Below are 16,183 nucleotides of genomic sequence, written 5' to 3'. Positions count from 1 at the left end.
GGGTAATCCGGGGTGGGCGGCCGCATTTCGGATCGAGCTAGCAGGCCCCGGCGCGGACCCGCAGGTCGCGGGCGAGGTGGTCGCGCTGTTCGACGACCAGGCGGCGCAGTGCGCCCGGTGCGTCGGCGTGGTCGGCGAGCCAGGCGTCGACGGGATCGAGTGACTCGCCCGCGGGGAACAACCCGTCGACGATGCGGCGGGCGATCTCGATGCTGCGCTGTTCCCAGACCGTCCGCAGCGCCGCGAAGTACTCGTCGTCGTAGCGGGCGATCAGATCGCGGCGTCCACCCGCACGGAAACCGGTGATCACCGCGTCGAGGTGGTCGTTCGTCAGGGTGGTGTCGCCCAGTGCCGAGGCCCATGCCGCGGCCTTCACCTCCGTGTCGGGTCGTGCCGCCAGTGCCCGCCGGTGCGCGGTGCGGCCCGACGCCGTGTCGTCGTCGGCGAGTTCGGCATCCAGGTCGGCGGCGGTCGCCGCACCGGTCGCGGACAGCGCGGTCCACAGCGCCCAGCGCAGATCGGGATCGAGGGGAAGTCCCTTCGGCGCGGGAGTATCGCCGAGGAGGATCGCGCGGATGTCCGCGGCGCGGCGGTCGTCGAAGGTGGCGGCGGTGGCCGTCGCCCGTGCCCAGGCCAGTTGCGCGCCCGAACCGGGTTCCGACGAATGCAGTGTCGCCCAGCAGGATTCGAGCCATTCGCCGCGCCATCCGCGCCATCCGTCCCTGGCGTCCTCCGGCAGATAGTGATTGACGGCGAAGGACGCGTTCGACAGCACCGCGGTCAGCAGCGCCATGTTCGTTTCGGCGGGCGCGAAATCGCGGGCCATCGTCAGATAGCGCCCGACCTCGAGCTCACCGTCGCGCGTGGCGTTCCACAGCGCCGACCAGATCAAGCCGCGCGCCAGCGGATCGGTGACCCGGTCCAGCGAACGTTCCACGGTGGCAAGGGAATCCGCGTCGAGGCGGACCTTCGCATAGGTGAGGTCCCCGTCGTTGAGCAGGCGCAGCGGAGCGGACGCGAGCGCGACCGGCGTCCGTTCCTCGACGAGGTCGAGCTCCACGCGCTCGCGCACGACGAGGTCGCCCGCGGCATCGAAGTCGTAGAGCCCGACGGCCAGCCGGTGCGGTCGCGGGTCGGTCTGCACGATCTCGCCGCCGTCGAGCGTGAGCGTGGACATCCCGGAGGTCTGCAGCCAGGCCCGCGCCCATCCAGCCAGGTCACGCCCCGAGTCCGCGGACAACTCGGTCAGCAGATCCGCCAGCGTGGTGTTGCCGAACGCGTGCGTCCGGAAATACCGGCGCACCCCCGTGAAGAACTCGTCCCGGCCGACATAGGCGACCAACTGCTTGAGGACGCTGGCGCCCTTGGCGTAGGTGATGCCGTCGAAATTGAGCTTGGCGGCCTCGAGGTCGGGGATGTCGGCGACGATCGGGTGCGTCGTCGGCAGCTGGTCCTGTAGATAGGCCCAGGCCTTGCGGCGGTTCGCGAACGCCACCCAGGCGTCGGTCCACTCGGTGGCCTCGACACTGGCCAGCGCGCCCATGAAGTCGGCGAAGGACTCCTTGAGCCACAGATCGTCCCACCACACCATGGTGACCAGATCGCCGAACCACATGTGGGCCATCTCGTGCAGGATCGTGTTCGCCCTGCCCTCGTACTGCGCGGAAGTGGCCGCGCCACGGAACACATACGCCTCGGTGAAGGTGACCAGGCCGGGGTTCTCCATCGCGCCCAGGTTGTATTCGGGGACGAACACCTGGTCGTACTTGCCCCAGGGATACGGGTAGTCGAAATGCTCGGCGAAGAAATCCAGCCCCTGCTTCGTCACCTCGAAGACGGTGTCCGCGTCCAGATATCCGGCCAGCGAGACACGGCACAGGACACCGAGCGGAATGGTGAGTTCGCCTCGCGTCCAAGAGGATTCGACACGATGGTACGGGCCCGCCGCCACCGCGGTGATGTAGCTGGAGATCGGCAGCGTCGGGGAGAACTCGACCTTCCGCCGCGCACCGTCGTCCTCGACCGTCGCGGCGGGCCGATTCGACACGACTTCCCAGCCGGACGGCGCGGTCACCACAAAGGTGAACGGCGCCTTCATGTTCGGCTGCTCGAAGCACGCGAAGACCCGGCGCGCGTCGGCGGGTTCGTACTGGGTGTAGAGGTAGGTCGCGCCGTCGACCGGATCGAGGAATCGGTGCAGCCCCTCACCCGAGCGGCTGTACTCGCCGGTGGCCCGCACGACGACCACGTTCGTCGCCGACAGGCCGCCGACCGTGAGGCGGGCGCCGTCGTATTCGACGTCCACCTGCTGGCCGTTCACCGTCACCGACTCGACCGAGAGCCCGAGGAAGTCGAGCCACGTCCGGGCGGTGGTGGCGTCGAAGGTGACGGTCGTCGTGGTGGCGAACCCGGCTCGATCCTGATCTCGGGCGCCTGAGAGGTCGAGTTCGACGCGGTAGTCGTGGACGGTGACCGCCGCTGATCGCGCGGCGGTCTCGGAACGGGTCAGGTTCGCGGTAGGCACGGCTCGATCCTGCCAGCCGCAGCAGCCCGCCGCGGCCCCGTCGAGCCGACGCGGCTCAGGCGCGCACTATCGTGCGACGCGCACCCCGCGCGACAGGAGCACGCCGAGGACGACCATGCCGAGGCCGAGGCCGAAGTGCAACCAGTTGTCGGCGGTATTGACCGGAACGAAATTGGCGGCACTGTCCTGGTCGACGATCAGCCCGTACACCCACAGGACCAGGTAGACCACCCCGCCGCCGATCAGATACGTCCGTGACTGTGCGGCACCGGCCGCGGCGAGCAGACCGGCGACCCCGAAGATCAGGTGCACGACATTGTGCAGCACCGAGACCGTGAAGATGCCGAACAACTGGGCCTGGGAGTGGTGGCCCGCCCATTCGAGACTGCTGTAGTCGGTGGTCACGCCGGGAATGAATCCGAGGACGCCCACCAGCAGGAAGACCGCACCCACGGCCAGGGCGGCGAGCTGAATCGGCGTCCGCGCGGCCATCGTGTTACCGACGGGAGTGGACATGGCGTTGTCCTTTCGTTGCGGTGGGCGGGCCGCACGGCGACTCGCACCAATCGGACACCATGCGCGTGCCCGGTCGGCGCCGGGGCAAACCGGACTCAGTACTGCGGATCCATCCGGCACCGGCTCGCGGACTGCGTGGTCGGGACGTGGCCCTCGCCCTGATCGAAACGCCACCCCGCGATCGGCCCCGCCGCCCGCCAGCGCAGGCCCGTGCCGTCCGCCATCACCTCGTACATGGCGTCGCTACCACTGACCAACTGCTCACCCACGCAGTAGTCGGTGTACTCGGTGCCCGGCTGGATCGCCCCCGCGCTGAACCGCCCGGTGGGATCGGCCGCCGCGCCGGGATTGGCGACGGTGCTGGGCCGATTCACCGATGCTCCGCGATTCCAGCGCGCGTCTCCGACCCCTGTGCTGCCGCAGGTGAATGTCCAGCCGCCGGACACGACGGCGGTTCCCTGCGAATAGGGCGCCCCGGCCCACAGGCAGGTGCTGCCGGTATCCGCGGACGCTGCCCCCGCAGACAGTCCGAACACTCCCGCGACCGTCACCGTTGATGCCAGGATGGCAGCACACCAATGCCGTGAGCGTCCGCCGCACACTGAAACTGACTGATAGTCAACGCTTTTCATACTGCAATGGTGGTGCTGCCACGGCTCCGGCACATCCGGTCCCGACCCGGAACTCCGGTTCAGGGATTCCCCTCGGTCAGCCCTGACCGGGTGCCGCGAAGTGCCCCTGGCATCGGCTGTCGATCATCGCGGTATGCCGCTGTCGAGCAACATCGTCACGCGGTGTGTACCGCATCGGTGGGCAGGCGTACCAGGCCGAGGCGATCGCATCGCCGGAGCAACGGCGTGAGGATGCCGTCGGCCTCGGCCGTGCGGCCCGCCTGCCGCAGCGCGCTCCCGAGCAGGAATCCCGCGCGCATCGCGGCCATCGGCCTGCGCTCGGCGTCGATGCCGGCGACCAGGATTTCGGCACGTTCGATCGCGAGCCGGTGCCATTCGGCGCCGGGCTCGGCCAGCAGCAGCCGGATCGCGGAGTCCTCGTCGAGTTCGTCGACGGCGGTGACGATGCCGTCGTCGCGACGGATCCGGCGCGGTCGCAGGATCGCCGCGGTCAGGCTGGGATCCAGTCCGAAGCCGAGCCGCACTCGTTCGTTGCGCATCCGGGCGGCCAGGCGGGGCAGATCCAGACGTTCGGCGTGCGCGGTCCCCTCGTCGAGGAGTTCGAGCGCCCCGTCGCGATCGCCGCGCAGCATGCGCACCCGCGCGCCGACGGCGTAGGTCGCCAGCATGAAGTCGACACCGCCACCGCCCTCGTCGGACAGCCCCCTGCTCTGGCTGAGCAGATCGGCAGCGGCATCGAGATCACCGGTCTCATACCGCAATTCACCGAGCATGGCGCAGGCGAGGCGGGTCGCGTGGGAGGCGGGACCCATCGTGTCGCAGGCGGTGTCGAGCGCGCCGGTGAACAGGTCATCCGCGGCCGCGATGTCGAGTTGCTCCCTGGCCGCCAGCCCGGCGAAGCAGCGCCCATACACGGACAGGAAGGGGCCGGTCGCCTCGTGATAGGGCGCCGCCCACAGCTGCCACCGCCGCGCCTCGGCGAAGTCGAAACGCTGGATCGCCGCGTAGGTGGCGATATTGGCCGCCACGCCCGGAATGCGCGGCGTGAAAGCATCGGGCCGCGTCAGCGCCTCACCGATCAGGCCGTCCAGGTCCGAGACCCTGTCGGCGAACATCTCGCGGACACTGATCGCGGCGTCGGCCTCGGTGCGCAGCTCGGTGCGTTCGGGTTCGGCGGGCGCGGCCGCGGCCAGCGCGGTCTCGAAGCGGGCGAGCGCGGTCGTGGTGGCCGCGGGTCTGCGCAAGACCAGATCGACCCAGACTCCGAACAGCTGGATTTGAGGCCTGTCCCGGCACACACCGGCGGGCAGTTTGGCCAGGATGCCTTGCAGCATCACGATTCTCGATCGTTCCAGCAGGTACCCGGCGCCCTGTTCGACGAGATCGGCCGCCCGATCCGGATCGTCCGCGGCCAGCGCGTGCTCGACCGCCTCGTTGAGCAGATGGTGACGGGCGAACCAGTCCGCCGCCCGCAGGCGCAGCGGCGCGATATCCGCAGGCCGGTCCTGGGACAGCCTGCGGCACAGGTATCCGGCGAACAACTGGTGGTAGTGATACCAGTTCCGGTCCGGGCCGTCGGGCAGCAGGAACAGACCGCGGTCGGCGATGTCGGCGAGCAGGTCGGCGGCATCGGCACGCCCGGTCAGCGCGGTGGCGAGGCCGCCGCAGATGCGCTCGCAGATCGAGGTCGTCATGAGGAAGTCGAGGGTGTCCGGATCCAGCCCGTCGAGCACGTTCTCGGCGAGGAAGTCGCCGATGTCGGGGTGGACGGCGAGGCTGTCGAGCAGGTGCGCCGGATCCTCGCCCGCCCGCAGCGACAGCACGGTCAGCTGCAACGCCGCGACCCAGCCGTCGGTGGCGTGGGCGAGCGCGGCGATCTCGTCGGCCGTCATGTGCACCCCGCCCGCTTCGGCGAGAAACGCCCGCACCTCATCGGGGTCGAAACGCAAAGTGGCGGCGTCGATCTCGGTGAGCTCGCCGTGGATACGCAACCTGCTCAGCGGGAGCGCGAGCCGCGTGGTGCTCGTGACGACCAGCGGCAGATGGTGACAGCCGTGCTCGAGCAGGAACCGGACCGCCGCCACCGACGCGGGGCTGGAGACCCGCTGCCAGTCGTCGAGCACCAAGGTCACGCGCTGATCGCCGGTGTGCAATCCGTCGACGAGCGCGGTGAGCACGGCGCGGGTCGGGTCGTCGGGGTCGGCCTCCAGCAGCCGGTCGAGGTTCTCGGCGAGTTCCGGGACGATGGGCCGGATCGCCTCGACGAGATGGGTGAGGAACCAGGCGACATTGTCGTCGTCCTCGTCGACGGTCAGCCACGCCACCGCGGCGCCGTGCTCGATCAGCTCGTCGTGCCACTGCGCGGCCAGCGTGGTCTTGCCGAATCCGCTGGGGGCGTGGATGACGGTGAGCCTGGTGCGTTCGCTCGTGCGCAGGTGCTCGAGCAGCCGTTTCCTGGCGAGGGTTGCCCTGGCGGGGGTCGGTGGACGGTACTTCGTGGCGGGCGTCGGTGGGGCGGTGGTCCGTTCGTGCGGCCGCGGTGGGGGCGGGACGGGCGCCGCGGCCGGACGCTGGGTGCTCGGGACGCGCAGCACGTCGACCGGTGCGCCGGTACTGCGCTGGGCCGCAACAAGTTCCGCGCCGAGCGCCGCGGCGCTCTCCGGCCGATCACCGGGTTCGGTGGCCATCGTGTGCTCGATGACGGCACGCACCTCGTCGGGCACATCCTGCTCGGTGAGATCGGGACTCGGCTGCGCGGACACCCGCAGGAACTGCGAGAGCACCTGCTCGCCGACCCGCCGCTCGTAGGCGACATGCCCGGTGAGCGCGCAGAACAGCGTGGCGCCCAGCCCGTACACATCGGCGGCGACGGTCGCGGGCGCACCACGCAGCACCTCCGGCGCGGCGAACGCGGGGGAGCCGGTGACGACGCCGGTCGTCGTGCGGAACCCGCCCTGGATCCTGGCGATCCCGAAATCGGTGAGCTCCGGTTCGTTGTAGTCGCTGAGCAGGATGTTCGACGGTTTCACGTCACGATGCAGAATCCCCGACCGATGCGCCGTCTCGAGCGCGCCCGCCATCTTGACCCCGAGCCGCAGGATCGCCGACCAGTCGAGCGGGCCGACGGTGTGGATGCGCTGTTCGAGCGAGCCGCGCGCGTGATACGGCATCACCAGATAGGGGTGTCCGCCGTGCGTGGTGCCCGCCTGGAAGACCGCGACGATGTTCGGATGACCGGACAGCCTGCCCATCGCCTGCTGTTCGCGCACGAACCGTTGCAGTCCGTCAGGATCGAGCTCGGCGGTCAGCACCTTCACCGCGACGACGCGGTCCAGGTCGGGCTGTGTGCAGCGATACACGACGCCGAATCCGCCGCGGCCGATCTCCTCGGCCTCTTCGAAGCCCTCGGCGGCCAGCTCCGCCACGATGCCCGAAGCGGAGCTGCGCTGTGTCGGCTGCATGTCGGCCATGTCGGCTCGATTCGGTCATCACCCGGCGGTGCGCTGCTGCGATCGCCACTACCGAGGATATAACTCCGCGGACACGTGCACCTCCTGCCACCAGTCGACGACGCGGTCGACCACGGGGCCGGGATTCCTGACCCACCGGATGTGGTCGTTGCTCGCGCCAGCGGGGACATCGGCGGTGCGATAGTCCCACCGGGTGACCCGCCCCGGAGCGAAGAGATCACGCGCGAAGGCGTCGATGGCGCGGCGGGGCGAGAGGGCATCGTCCTCGAGCGAAATCACCAGTGCCGGAGTGGCGATCGCTTCCGGAGCGGGGTACGGCGTGCGGCCGGTCAACACCATCGTGGCCCACTCGCGCATCATCGTGCGTGCTCCGGGCGCACCGAACGCCGGCTTGGGCAGATGGCCGAAGACCGAAGTCAGCATGGGCACGAGCAAGGCCATCACGGCAACCGGCAGGCCGAAGTTCGGGAAGTGGCGGTGGTAGGGCAGTGAACCGCCGACGGTGACCAGCCCGTCGGCGCCGGGGTGGGTGAGCTCATGACCCGCCGCGAGCTGGGCACCGAGGCTGTGGCCGAGAACGATGACCGGCCGGCCGGGTGTCTGTTCGCGGGCTTCGGCGACAGCCTGCGCGATGCCATCGATTTCGTCCTGGTAAGACCAGTCGTTGCCACGAGAAGCGCGGGCCTCTCCCTTCTCGAATCCGCGTCGCGGCAGCGAGCGAGCGCTCCATCCGCGATCGGTGAACGCCGCGACGAGCGGCGCGTAGAAACGGGAGCCGATCGCCATGGCTGGTGCGATCAAGACGATGGGCGAATCCGCCGATGGGTCGCTAGACCTGGTCACTGGTGCTCCTTCGATGCTGACTCGGTGCCTGGCATTCATTGACCGTTGGCAACACCAAGGCTAATGTAAGCGGCGAAAACATCTGGCAGCGGGTCCGTCATCTCGCCGTCCTGTCGAGCTAGTCGGCGTGCGCATCCGCCTCGAGTGCGACTGCATCAGGAGGAATGAATGGTGACGAAGGTTCTGATGGTGATCTCGGCCGCGGACCGCTGGACTCTGAAAGACGGCACCGTGCATCCGTCCGGTTTCTGGGCCGAGGAAGTCGCGTTTCCGCATCGGGCGTTCACCAGAGCCGGTTGGGAAATCGTCATCGCCACCCCGGGCGGAAAGGCGCCGACGCTCGATCGGCTCAGTCTCGGCATCGCCGGCGGAATGCCGGGAAAGCGCCGGGAGGTGGAGCGCTACCTGGACAGTATTCAGGATGAGCTCGCCACGCCGGTGGCGCTCGATACCGTCGACGCCGACGCGTTCGACGTCGTCTTCTACCCCGGTGGCCACGGTCCGATGGAAGATCTGGCCTACGACAAGACCTCCGGCGCGCTGCTGGCCGATCGGCTGGCCTCCGGGAGGCCACTCGCGCTGTTGTGTCACGCTCCCGCGGCGATCACAGCGGCGACCGGGCCCGATGGAAAGAACCCGTTCGCGGGCCGCCGGATGACCGGGCTGTCCAATCGCGAGGAGTTGCTCAACCGCTTTGCCTGGAAAGCGCCGTGGCTGCTCGAGGACAGGCTCAAAGAGCTGGGCGTCGACTATTCCAAGAGTGTGATCCCGTTGCGGCCGCACGTCGTGGTCGACGGAAACCTCTACACCGGGCAGAACCCGCAATCGTCGGAAGAGCTGGCCGATCGGCTCATCGCCGACGTCGGCGCCGCTCGGCCGTTGAAGTGACGATGCTCGCGAGCATCACACCCATCGAGTGTTGACACTGCTTACATTCACGGTTAGCGTCGCAATTGCTTACGAAATGCGAGCAAGGGAGCTGCGCCGATGTCAACGACTCACCAGAGCACGGTCGAGGTAGATCTGGGTGGCCATCTGGTCACCGTTCCGAAGGGCGGCCTGTATGACCGCTTCCGTATGAACACCGATGTCGACGAGATCTCTCGCGATCCCCGGGTCAGCGGTGTCGATTTCTTCCGGACGCTGCCCAAGACCAAAGTCGATTCACCGATCGGGGAGACCTACACCCCGAATTTCTATTACCGCATGTCGAGCGCCCGGCTCACGATGCTCGCCCGATCGCGCGCGATCCGCTCTCGCCTGCCGGGCGAGCTGGCGCCGCTGGAGGTGGCGCCGGGGATCGGGCTGGTCTCGGTGATGTTCTTCCGCTACGACGTGTGCGACATCGACTTCTACACCGAAGCGGCGGTCGGTATCGCCGTCCGCCCTGCCCGGCACGGCAAACTCGGCTTCGTCGACCTGCTCGCCGGCCTCGGCAACGACCACCTCGAGTCGTATGTGCTGTCGCTGCCGGTGAGTTCCGATATCGCCCAGGTGCGCGGGCACGACGGCTACGGATTCCCCAAGTGGGTCACCGAACTCGACGTCGATATCGACGCCACGCGAACCACCGCCCGGGTCGCCGACGACAGTGGCGAGACGGACCTGTCGCTGTCGGTGGCGACGCCGACCCAGACCGGATATCGCAGCGGCGACCGTGTTTCGACCCTCACCTCCTACACCTCGATCAAAGGCGGCTGGCATTCGACGCTGAGCCAGACCAACATCCTGTCGGCGGGTAGCGCACTGTTTCCCCGCGGTGTCGATCTGCGGACGGGGCGTGGCCGCCTGTCCGAGGATCTGCGATCACTCTCACCGTTCAAGAACGTCCGCCTCGATGTGACGACGGAAGGTCAACTCGCACTGCACATGCCGGTTCCGACCTCGGTTCCGAGCCGAAACTAGCGAAGGAGAGCGCGATGACGGAGATCAAGCCGGTTCTCGAGCCCGAAGCGGCGGAGTTCGCGAAAGCCACCGATGTCCCGCCGTTCCTGTTCCAGATGCCGCCTGCCGAAGGGCGCAAGGTGGTCGACGAAGTCCAGGCGAGCGACGAGGGTAAACCCGCGATCGACGAAGAGTGGATCACCGTCGTCGGCGGGCCGACCGGCTCGGTGAAAGTCCGCATCGTCAAACCCGCCGGGTCCACCGGCACCCTTCCCGTCATCTTCTATATCCACGGCGCCGGTTGGGTTTTCGGTAATGCGCACACCCACGACCGGTTGGTCCGCGAACTGGCGGTCGGCGCCGACGCGGCCGTCGTGTTCCCCGAATACGACCTGTCTCCCGAGGAGAAATATCCGACCGCGATCGAACAGAACTACGCGGCCGCGCAATGGGTCGTCGCGCACGGTGCCGAAAAGGGCCTGGACGCTTCCCGTTTCGCGGCGGTGGGTGACTCGGTGGGCGGCAATATGACCGCGGTTCTCACCTTGATGGCCAAGGATCGTGGTGATGTCCACATCGCGCAGCAGGTGCTGTTCTATCCGGTGACGGACGCCGATTTCGATACCGCGTCCTATCGTCAGTTCGCCGAACACTATTTCCTCGCCCGCGATGGCATGAAGTGGTTCTGGGACCAGTACACCGACAACGACGCGCAGCGTGAGGAGATCTACGCCGCCCCGCTGCGCGCTTCCGTCGACCAGTTACGTGGTCTGCCACCGGCATTGGTGATCACCGGGGAAGCCGACGTGCTGCGTGACGAGGGCGAAGCCTACGCGGCCAAGCTCCGCGCGGCGGGTGTGCCGGTGACCCAGGTGCGCTTCGGCGGGATCATCCACGACTTCGTGATGATCAACGCGATGCGCTCGACCCAGGCGGCGAACGCCGCCATCAAGCTGGCGCGCGACACCCTGCGCGCGGCGCTGCACTGAATCCGGCGGGCCGCTGATCGCCCGCCTCTCTCGTCGAACATCTTGGAGCCCATCATGTCTCTGGACCACGCCACCCGGCCCGCCGCTGTCCACGGCGCCGGCCTCCCGCCGTCGCTGAGCCCCGCGCTGCTGCGACGACTGGCCGCCCGTGTCGCGGCCGGTCCGGACGCCGCGCAGGTCACGACCACGATCCCGTTCACGGGGGATCCGCTGGCCGCGCTGCCGGTGTCGACACCGGCCGATGTCGAGGCGGCGTTCGCCCGCGCCCGCGCCGCCCAGGCCACCTGGGCGGCAACGCCGGTATCCACGCGCAAGGCGATCCTGCTGCGTTTCCACGACCTGGTGCTAGAGCGGCAGAACGAAGCCCTTGACCTGATGCAGGCCGAGAACGGCAAGGCTCGCCGCGATGCCTTCCTCGAGGTCACCGACATCGCGATCGCGACCAGGTACTACGCGCGCAGCGCCGCCAAGCTGCTCGCGCCGAAACGCCGCCGCGGCGCCATCCCCGTGCTGACCCACACCACCGAACTGCATCACCCCAAGGGTGTCGTCGCGGTCATCTCACCGTGGAACTATCCACTGAGTATGGGTGCGGGAGACGCGATTCCGGCCCTGCTGGCCGGGAACGCGGTCGTGCAGAAACCCGACACCCAGACCGCGCTGACCGCGCTGTGGGCCTTGGATCTGATGCACGAAGCCGGTCTGCCGGACGGGGTGTGGCAGATGGTGGTCGGCCGTGGCAGCTCCATCGGTGCGCCGCTGATGGACAACGCCGACTACATGATGTTCACCGGTTCTACTGCCAGCGGCCGCCAGATCGCCCGTGACGCCGGTGAACGGCTCATCGGCGCCTCGCTCGAGCTCGGCGGCAAGAACCCGATGATCGTCCTCGACGACGCCGATATCGAGCGCACCGCCGCCGGCGCGGTCTCGGCGTGCTTTTCCTCGACCGGGCAGCTGTGCGTGTCCATCGAGCGGATGTATGTGGCCGAGTCGATTCGCGAGGAGTTCGTCGCCGCGTTCGTCGACCGGACCAAGGCGCTGAGGATCGGGGCGGCCTACGACTACAGCACCGACGTCGGCTGCCTGACCAACCAGTCCCAGCTCGACACCGTCACCGCGCACGTCGAGGACGCGGTCGCCAAGGGTGCGACGGTCCTGGCCGGGGGCCGTGCCCGCCCTGATCTCGGGCCGCTGTTCTACGAGCCGACCATCCTCACCGGTGTCACCCCGGACATGACGCTCTACGACCACGAGACCTTCGGCCCCGTCGTGTCGATCTACTCCTTCGGAGATGTCGACGAGGCCGTCGAGCGGGCCAACGCCACCGCCTACGGTCTCAACGCCAGTGTCTGGACGGGCGATGGTGCCAGGGGTCGTGCGGTCGCGGCCCGGGTGCGTGCGGGCACGGTCAATGTCAACGACGCCTACGCCGCGGCCTGGGGCAGTGTCGATTCGCCGATGGGTGGGATGGGTGATTCCGGGCTGGGCCGCCGTCACGGTGCCGACGGCATGCTGAAGTACACCGAAGCGCAAACGGTGGCGCATCAGCGAGTGCTGGGATTCGGCGCGCCGACCGGTTTCTCCGAGAGCGCGTGGGCGAGCACCCTCACCGTCGTGCTGAAGGGAATGAAGCGGCTCGGCGCGCGCTGAAGGTCCGACAGGGTGACGGTGGTCTCGAATGATTGCCGGGGCTCCGACAGCGAGTAATGTTATTGGTGCTTACATTATCGCCGAGCGAAAGGGATTTCTATGTTCGCGGTGACGCTAGACGGCTACGGCGGTCCGGAAGTCATGAGATGGGCGCAGGTGGACGACCTGCCCGCACCCGCTGAAGGAGAGGTGGCGGTAGATGTCGTTGCCGCGGGGGTCAACCGCGCCGACATCATGCAGCGGCAGGGTTTCTATCCGCCGCCCCCTGGCGCCAGTGACATCCTCGGCCTCGAGGTTTCCGGCATCGTCGCCGCCGTCGGTCCCGGCGTGCAGGGATGGCAACCCGGCGACGCGGTGTGCGCGCTGCTGTCCGGTGGTGGCTACGCCGAACGCGTCAACGTCCCGGCCACCCAGTTGCTGCCCGTCCCCGACGGGGTGAGCCTGACCGCCGCCGCGGCGCTGCCCGAGGCGGCCGCCACGGTCTGGTCGAACGTCGTCATGACCGGCGGGCTCCGCGACGGGCAGACCCTGCTTGTCCACGGCGGCGGCAGCGGCATCGGCACGCACGCGATCCAGGTCGGCCGCGCGCTGGGTGCCCGCGTGGCGGTCACCGCCGGATCGCAGTACAAGCTGGACCGCTGCGCGGAACTCGGTGCGAACACCCTGATCAACTACCGCGACGACGATTTCGTGCAGATCGTGACCGCGGAATACGGCGGCGCCGACGTCATCCTCGACATCATGGGCGCCGGCTACCTCCAGCGGAATGTGCAAGCACTCGCCGAAAACGGCGATCTCACGATCATCGGCCTGCAGGACGGCGCCGCCGCCGAACTCGACCTCGGGCTCATGCTGTTCAAACGGGCTTCGGTCCATGTGACGAACCTGCGCCGCCGACCGCGCGGCGGACCGGGCTCCAAGGCCGAGATCATCGCCGAACTGCGGCAGAAGCTGTGGCCGCTGATCGCCGAAGGCGCTGTCGCACCGGTGGTTTCCGCGGAAATCCCCATCACCGACGTCGCCGCAGCGCATCCGCTGCTCGACTCCGGTGAGACCGTGGGCAAAGTACTGCTCACCATCCGCGAGCCCTGAGCCGACGCGCTAGGCGGGCGGGCCCCCCAGCTCGAGTACCGCGAAAACGGTACTGCGGACCCGCTCGTCGATGTCCTCGGAGTCGAACTTGCCGTGCAGGTAGAGGAAAGCCAGGCCGTGGACCAGCGCCCACATCGCCGTCGCCAGCGAATCCTCGTCCGACTCGGGAAACACCTGCCGCACAATCGATCTGACGTATTCGTGGATCGCGGTGGTCGCGGCGACTCGTTCCGGACTGGTCGGATCGCACGGATCGGAGAACATCACCCGGAACAGCGCGGGCCGTGCCAGTGCGAACCGGACGTAGGCGGCGGCGATCGCGGCGAGGTCGTCGGCGGTGCTCGGCGCCGGGCTCGCGGCCACCAGGTGTTCGGCCAGATCGCGATAGCCAACGGCGGCGACCGCCGACAGCAGGGCATCGCGATCGGCGAAATGACGGTACGGCGCGGCCGTCGACACCCCGGCGCGGCGCGCGGCCGCCCGGAGCGAGAGATCTGCCGCACCGTCTTCTTCGAGGAGCTCCACGGCCGCGCGCACCAGCGCGCTCGGGAGATCGCCGTGGTGATACGACGTGTTCGACAGTGCCATGGAACAAATTTAGCAAGTGTTGACAGCGCTTACATATATCTCTACTGTTAGCTCTCGCACGCGAATGTAAGCAGTGTCAATATGTGTGCCGGAAAGGAGTCACCGATGTCGAGCGATGCGGAGTCGGTCGGATTGTTCTCGCCCCTGCGGCTGCGATCCGGTCAGGTCCTGCAGAACAGGATCGCCAAGGCGGCGATGGAAGAGGGTATGGCGGGTGCCGCCCAGCTGCCCGACGACCGCCTGGTCGCCCTGTATCGGCGCTGGGGAGCAGGCGGCGCCGGCCTGCTGATCACCGGAAACGTGATGGTGCACGCCGAAGCGCTGACCGGGCCCGGCGGCATCGTCCTCGATGCGGACGCGCCGCTGGAACCGTTCACGGCGTGGGCGCGGGCGGGCAAGGCCGCCGGTGCGGCCATGTGGATGCAGATCAGCCACCCCGGGCGTCAGGTGCAGGCGCGCATGCCCGGTGTCGTCTGGGGGCCTTCGGATATCGCGGTCGAGCTCGGCCGTCACTCCAAGCGGTTCGGTCAGCCGGTGGCGATGACCCCGTGGCAGATCCACGAGACCATCGGTCGTTTCGTCACCACGGCACAGCGCGCTGAAGAGGCGGGTTTCGACGGTGTGGAAATCCATGCCGCGCACGGGTATCTGCTGTCGCAGTTCCTGTCGCCGCTGGTGAACAACCGCACCGACGAGTGGGGTGGGTCGCTCGAGAACCGCGCGCGGCTGCTGATCGAGATCGTGCGTGGCATTCGCGGCGCGGTGGCGCCTGATTTCGCTGTCGCGGTGAAACTGAATTCCGCGGATTTCCAGCGCGGCGGTTTCGATGCCGACGACGCGCACACGGTGATCGAGATGCTCGCCTCACTCGGCGTCGACCTCGTCGAAGTGTCCGGCGGCAGCTACGAGAGCCCGGCCATGTCCGGCCGCCCCACCGACGGCCGCACCGCCGCGCGGGAAGCGTACTTCCTGGAACTGGCCGCGGAACTGGCCAAGACCAGCGCTCTGCCACTCATGCTGACCGGTGGCATCTCGCGCCGCGAGACCGCCGAACGCGTCCTGGACAACAGTGTCGAACTGATCGGCATGGCCACCGCGCTGGCGGTCACTCCCGATCTGCCGCACCGCTGGCGGGACAGGCTCGAAGCGACCAGGACCATGAAGCCGGTGACGTGGACGGACAAGGCGCTGGCCTCGGCGACCGAGATGGCGATGGTCCGCTACCAGATGCGGCGTATGGCGACCGGCTCCAATCCCGCACTCACTGTCAGCCCGACCTTGGCGATGCTCGCCGATCAGCGTGTGCAGAATCGTGCGCTGCGCCGCTACTCGCGCTGGCTCGCCGCCAAGCGGCGGAACCAGTCGACGGCGCCGTCGCGTGCGTCGGTGCGCTGATTCCAGCGCGTGTCGCGTGGGGTGAGTCGGATGATCGGGACGGTCCGGCCCGCTCGACCCGCCTCCTGGCGGTAGGGGATGTAGGCCGGGAAAACCCGGTCGGCGATGGTCCAGAGTCGTCGGCGCTCAGCTTTGTCGTCTACCACGGTCGCCCGCATCGGTGCTCCGCCGAAGACGACATCGGGATCGGCGAGAAGGTTGTAGTACCACCCGGGGTTGGCCGCGCTGCCCGCGTTGGACGCCACGATGACGAAGTGATCGCCGTCCATGAAATAGATGATGGCGTTGCGTCGCCGGGCTTTTGTCCTGGCTCCCTCGGTCTCCAGCACCGCGGTCGGGAAGATGAGCGTCGTCGCGAGGCGGCCGCGGGTAAGTCGCAGGAGCAGCGGATCCAGCTTCCACGCGATGTGACGGGAGATCAGTCTCGGCAGGCGGCCGGCGGCGAAGGCCGCGTAGGCCCGGGTGAACCAGCCCGGCCTGCTGGTCGGGTCGACCGGTCTCGAACGAAAGGTGTGTGTTCCGGTGGTACCGGCGACGAAGATCTTCATAGCGTTCCCCCGCTCCGCATTGAACTACTACAGAAGATAGTAGTTCAAT

13 protein-coding genes are annotated in these 16,183 nt (G+C 68.2%); 6 read left to right on the top strand and 7 right to left on the bottom strand.

Annotated features, from left to right (window positions below):
• Positions 1–37 precede the first annotated feature (37 nt).
• The 5 genes from pepN to ACWF9G_RS32825 all read right to left on the bottom strand — a co-directional run bounded on the left by pepN (position 38) and on the right by ACWF9G_RS32825 (position 7,985).
• The gene (gene pepN, locus ACWF9G_RS32845; RefSeq protein WP_452520049.1) at positions 38–2,524 is read right to left on the bottom strand and encodes an aminopeptidase N; all 2,487 of its coding nucleotides are present in this window, start codon (positions 2,522–2,524) and stop codon (positions 38–40) included.
• A gap of 66 nt (positions 2,525–2,590) precedes the next feature.
• The gene (locus ACWF9G_RS32840) at positions 2,591–3,040 is read right to left on the bottom strand and encodes a DUF4383 domain-containing protein (protein WP_452520047.1); all 450 of its coding nucleotides are present in this window, start codon (positions 3,038–3,040) and stop codon (positions 2,591–2,593) included.
• Positions 3,041–3,135: 95 nt separating this feature from the next.
• Positions 3,136–3,414, bottom strand: coding sequence for a hypothetical protein (locus tag ACWF9G_RS32835; RefSeq protein ID WP_452520045.1), 279 nt, complete (start codon positions 3,412–3,414; stop codon positions 3,136–3,138).
• A gap of 413 nt (positions 3,415–3,827) precedes the next feature.
• Positions 3,828–7,142, bottom strand: a complete 3,315-nt coding sequence (locus ACWF9G_RS32830) for a protein kinase domain-containing protein (protein ID WP_452520043.1) — start codon at positions 7,140–7,142, stop codon at positions 3,828–3,830.
• A gap of 48 nt (positions 7,143–7,190) precedes the next feature.
• Positions 7,191–7,985 (bottom strand): serine aminopeptidase domain-containing protein, encoded by a 795-nt coding sequence (locus tag ACWF9G_RS32825; protein WP_452520041.1) that lies wholly within the window; start codon positions 7,983–7,985, stop codon positions 7,191–7,193.
• A 171-nt stretch (positions 7,986–8,156) separates the two neighbouring features.
• Between ACWF9G_RS32825 and ACWF9G_RS32820 the strand changes: the two genes are divergently transcribed.
• The 5 genes from ACWF9G_RS32820 to ACWF9G_RS32800 all read left to right on the top strand — a co-directional run bounded on the left by ACWF9G_RS32820 (position 8,157) and on the right by ACWF9G_RS32800 (position 13,603).
• Positions 8,157–8,873: a type 1 glutamine amidotransferase domain-containing protein gene (locus ACWF9G_RS32820; RefSeq protein ID WP_452520053.1), complete on the top strand. Its 717-nt coding sequence runs from the start codon at positions 8,157–8,159 to the stop codon at positions 8,871–8,873.
• Positions 8,874–8,972: 99 nt separating this feature from the next.
• Positions 8,973–9,890: an acetoacetate decarboxylase family protein gene (locus ACWF9G_RS32815; RefSeq protein ID WP_452520039.1), complete on the top strand. Its 918-nt coding sequence runs from the start codon at positions 8,973–8,975 to the stop codon at positions 9,888–9,890.
• A 14-nt stretch (positions 9,891–9,904) separates the two neighbouring features.
• On the top strand, positions 9,905–10,858 hold the full coding sequence (locus ACWF9G_RS32810) for an alpha/beta hydrolase (protein WP_452520037.1): 954 nt from the start codon (positions 9,905–9,907) through the stop codon (positions 10,856–10,858).
• A gap of 54 nt (positions 10,859–10,912) precedes the next feature.
• Positions 10,913–12,511 (top strand): succinic semialdehyde dehydrogenase, encoded by a 1,599-nt coding sequence (locus ACWF9G_RS32805; RefSeq protein ID WP_452520035.1) that lies wholly within the window; start codon positions 10,913–10,915, stop codon positions 12,509–12,511.
• A gap of 99 nt (positions 12,512–12,610) precedes the next feature.
• Positions 12,611–13,603 carry an NAD(P)H-quinone oxidoreductase gene (locus ACWF9G_RS32800; RefSeq protein ID WP_452520033.1) on the top strand — a complete coding sequence of 331 codons (993 nt, stop codon included), beginning with the start codon at positions 12,611–12,613 and terminating at the stop codon, positions 13,601–13,603.
• A 9-nt stretch (positions 13,604–13,612) separates the two neighbouring features.
• Here the strand turns inward: ACWF9G_RS32800 and ACWF9G_RS32795 are convergent, their stop codons facing one another.
• The gene (locus ACWF9G_RS32795) at positions 13,613–14,191 is read right to left on the bottom strand and encodes a TetR/AcrR family transcriptional regulator (protein ID WP_452520032.1); all 579 of its coding nucleotides are present in this window, start codon (positions 14,189–14,191) and stop codon (positions 13,613–13,615) included.
• Positions 14,192–14,296: 105 nt separating this feature from the next.
• Here ACWF9G_RS32795 and ACWF9G_RS32790 point away from each other — a divergent pair, with 105 nt between their 5' ends.
• Complete coding sequence (locus ACWF9G_RS32790; protein WP_452520030.1) at positions 14,297–15,586, top strand: NADH:flavin oxidoreductase/NADH oxidase family protein; 1,290 nt, start codon at positions 14,297–14,299, stop codon at positions 15,584–15,586.
• Here the strand turns inward: ACWF9G_RS32790 and ACWF9G_RS32785 are convergent.
• Entirely contained in the window at positions 15,517–16,134 is a 618-nt protein-coding gene (locus ACWF9G_RS32785) for a nitroreductase/quinone reductase family protein (protein ID WP_452520029.1), read from the bottom strand. The genes ACWF9G_RS32790 and ACWF9G_RS32785 overlap by 70 nt on opposite strands.
• Positions 16,135–16,183 lie beyond the last annotated feature (49 nt).

The sequence above is a fragment of the Nocardia sp. NPDC055029 genome (genome assembly GCF_053608525.1).
This window is presented reverse-complemented; position numbering and strand designations above follow the sequence as displayed.

What these genes read in the sequence shown, in the direction of transcription:
- ACWF9G_RS32840 (WP_452520047.1), bottom strand. Translation starts at nt 3,040, where the DNA reads ATGTCCACTCCCGTCGGTAACACGATGGCCGCGCGGACGCCGATTCAG.
- ACWF9G_RS32830 (WP_452520043.1), bottom strand. Translation starts at nt 7,142, where the DNA reads ATGGCCGACATGCAGCCGACACAGCGCAGCTCCGCTTCGGGCATCGTG.
- ACWF9G_RS32815 (WP_452520039.1), top strand. Translation starts at nt 8,973, where the DNA reads ATGTCAACGACTCACCAGAGCACGGTCGAGGTAGATCTGGGTGGCCAT.
- ACWF9G_RS32810 (WP_452520037.1), top strand. Translation starts at nt 9,905, where the DNA reads ATGACGGAGATCAAGCCGGTTCTCGAGCCCGAAGCGGCGGAGTTCGCG.
- ACWF9G_RS32805 (WP_452520035.1), top strand. Translation starts at nt 10,913, where the DNA reads ATGTCTCTGGACCACGCCACCCGGCCCGCCGCTGTCCACGGCGCCGGC.
- ACWF9G_RS32800 (WP_452520033.1), top strand. Translation starts at nt 12,611, where the DNA reads ATGTTCGCGGTGACGCTAGACGGCTACGGCGGTCCGGAAGTCATGAGA.
- ACWF9G_RS32795 (WP_452520032.1), bottom strand. Translation starts at nt 14,191, where the DNA reads ATGGCACTGTCGAACACGTCGTATCACCACGGCGATCTCCCGAGCGCG.
- ACWF9G_RS32790 (WP_452520030.1), top strand. Translation starts at nt 14,297, where the DNA reads ATGTCGAGCGATGCGGAGTCGGTCGGATTGTTCTCGCCCCTGCGGCTG.
- ACWF9G_RS32785 (WP_452520029.1), bottom strand. Translation starts at nt 16,134, where the DNA reads ATGAAGATCTTCGTCGCCGGTACCACCGGAACACACACCTTTCGTTCG.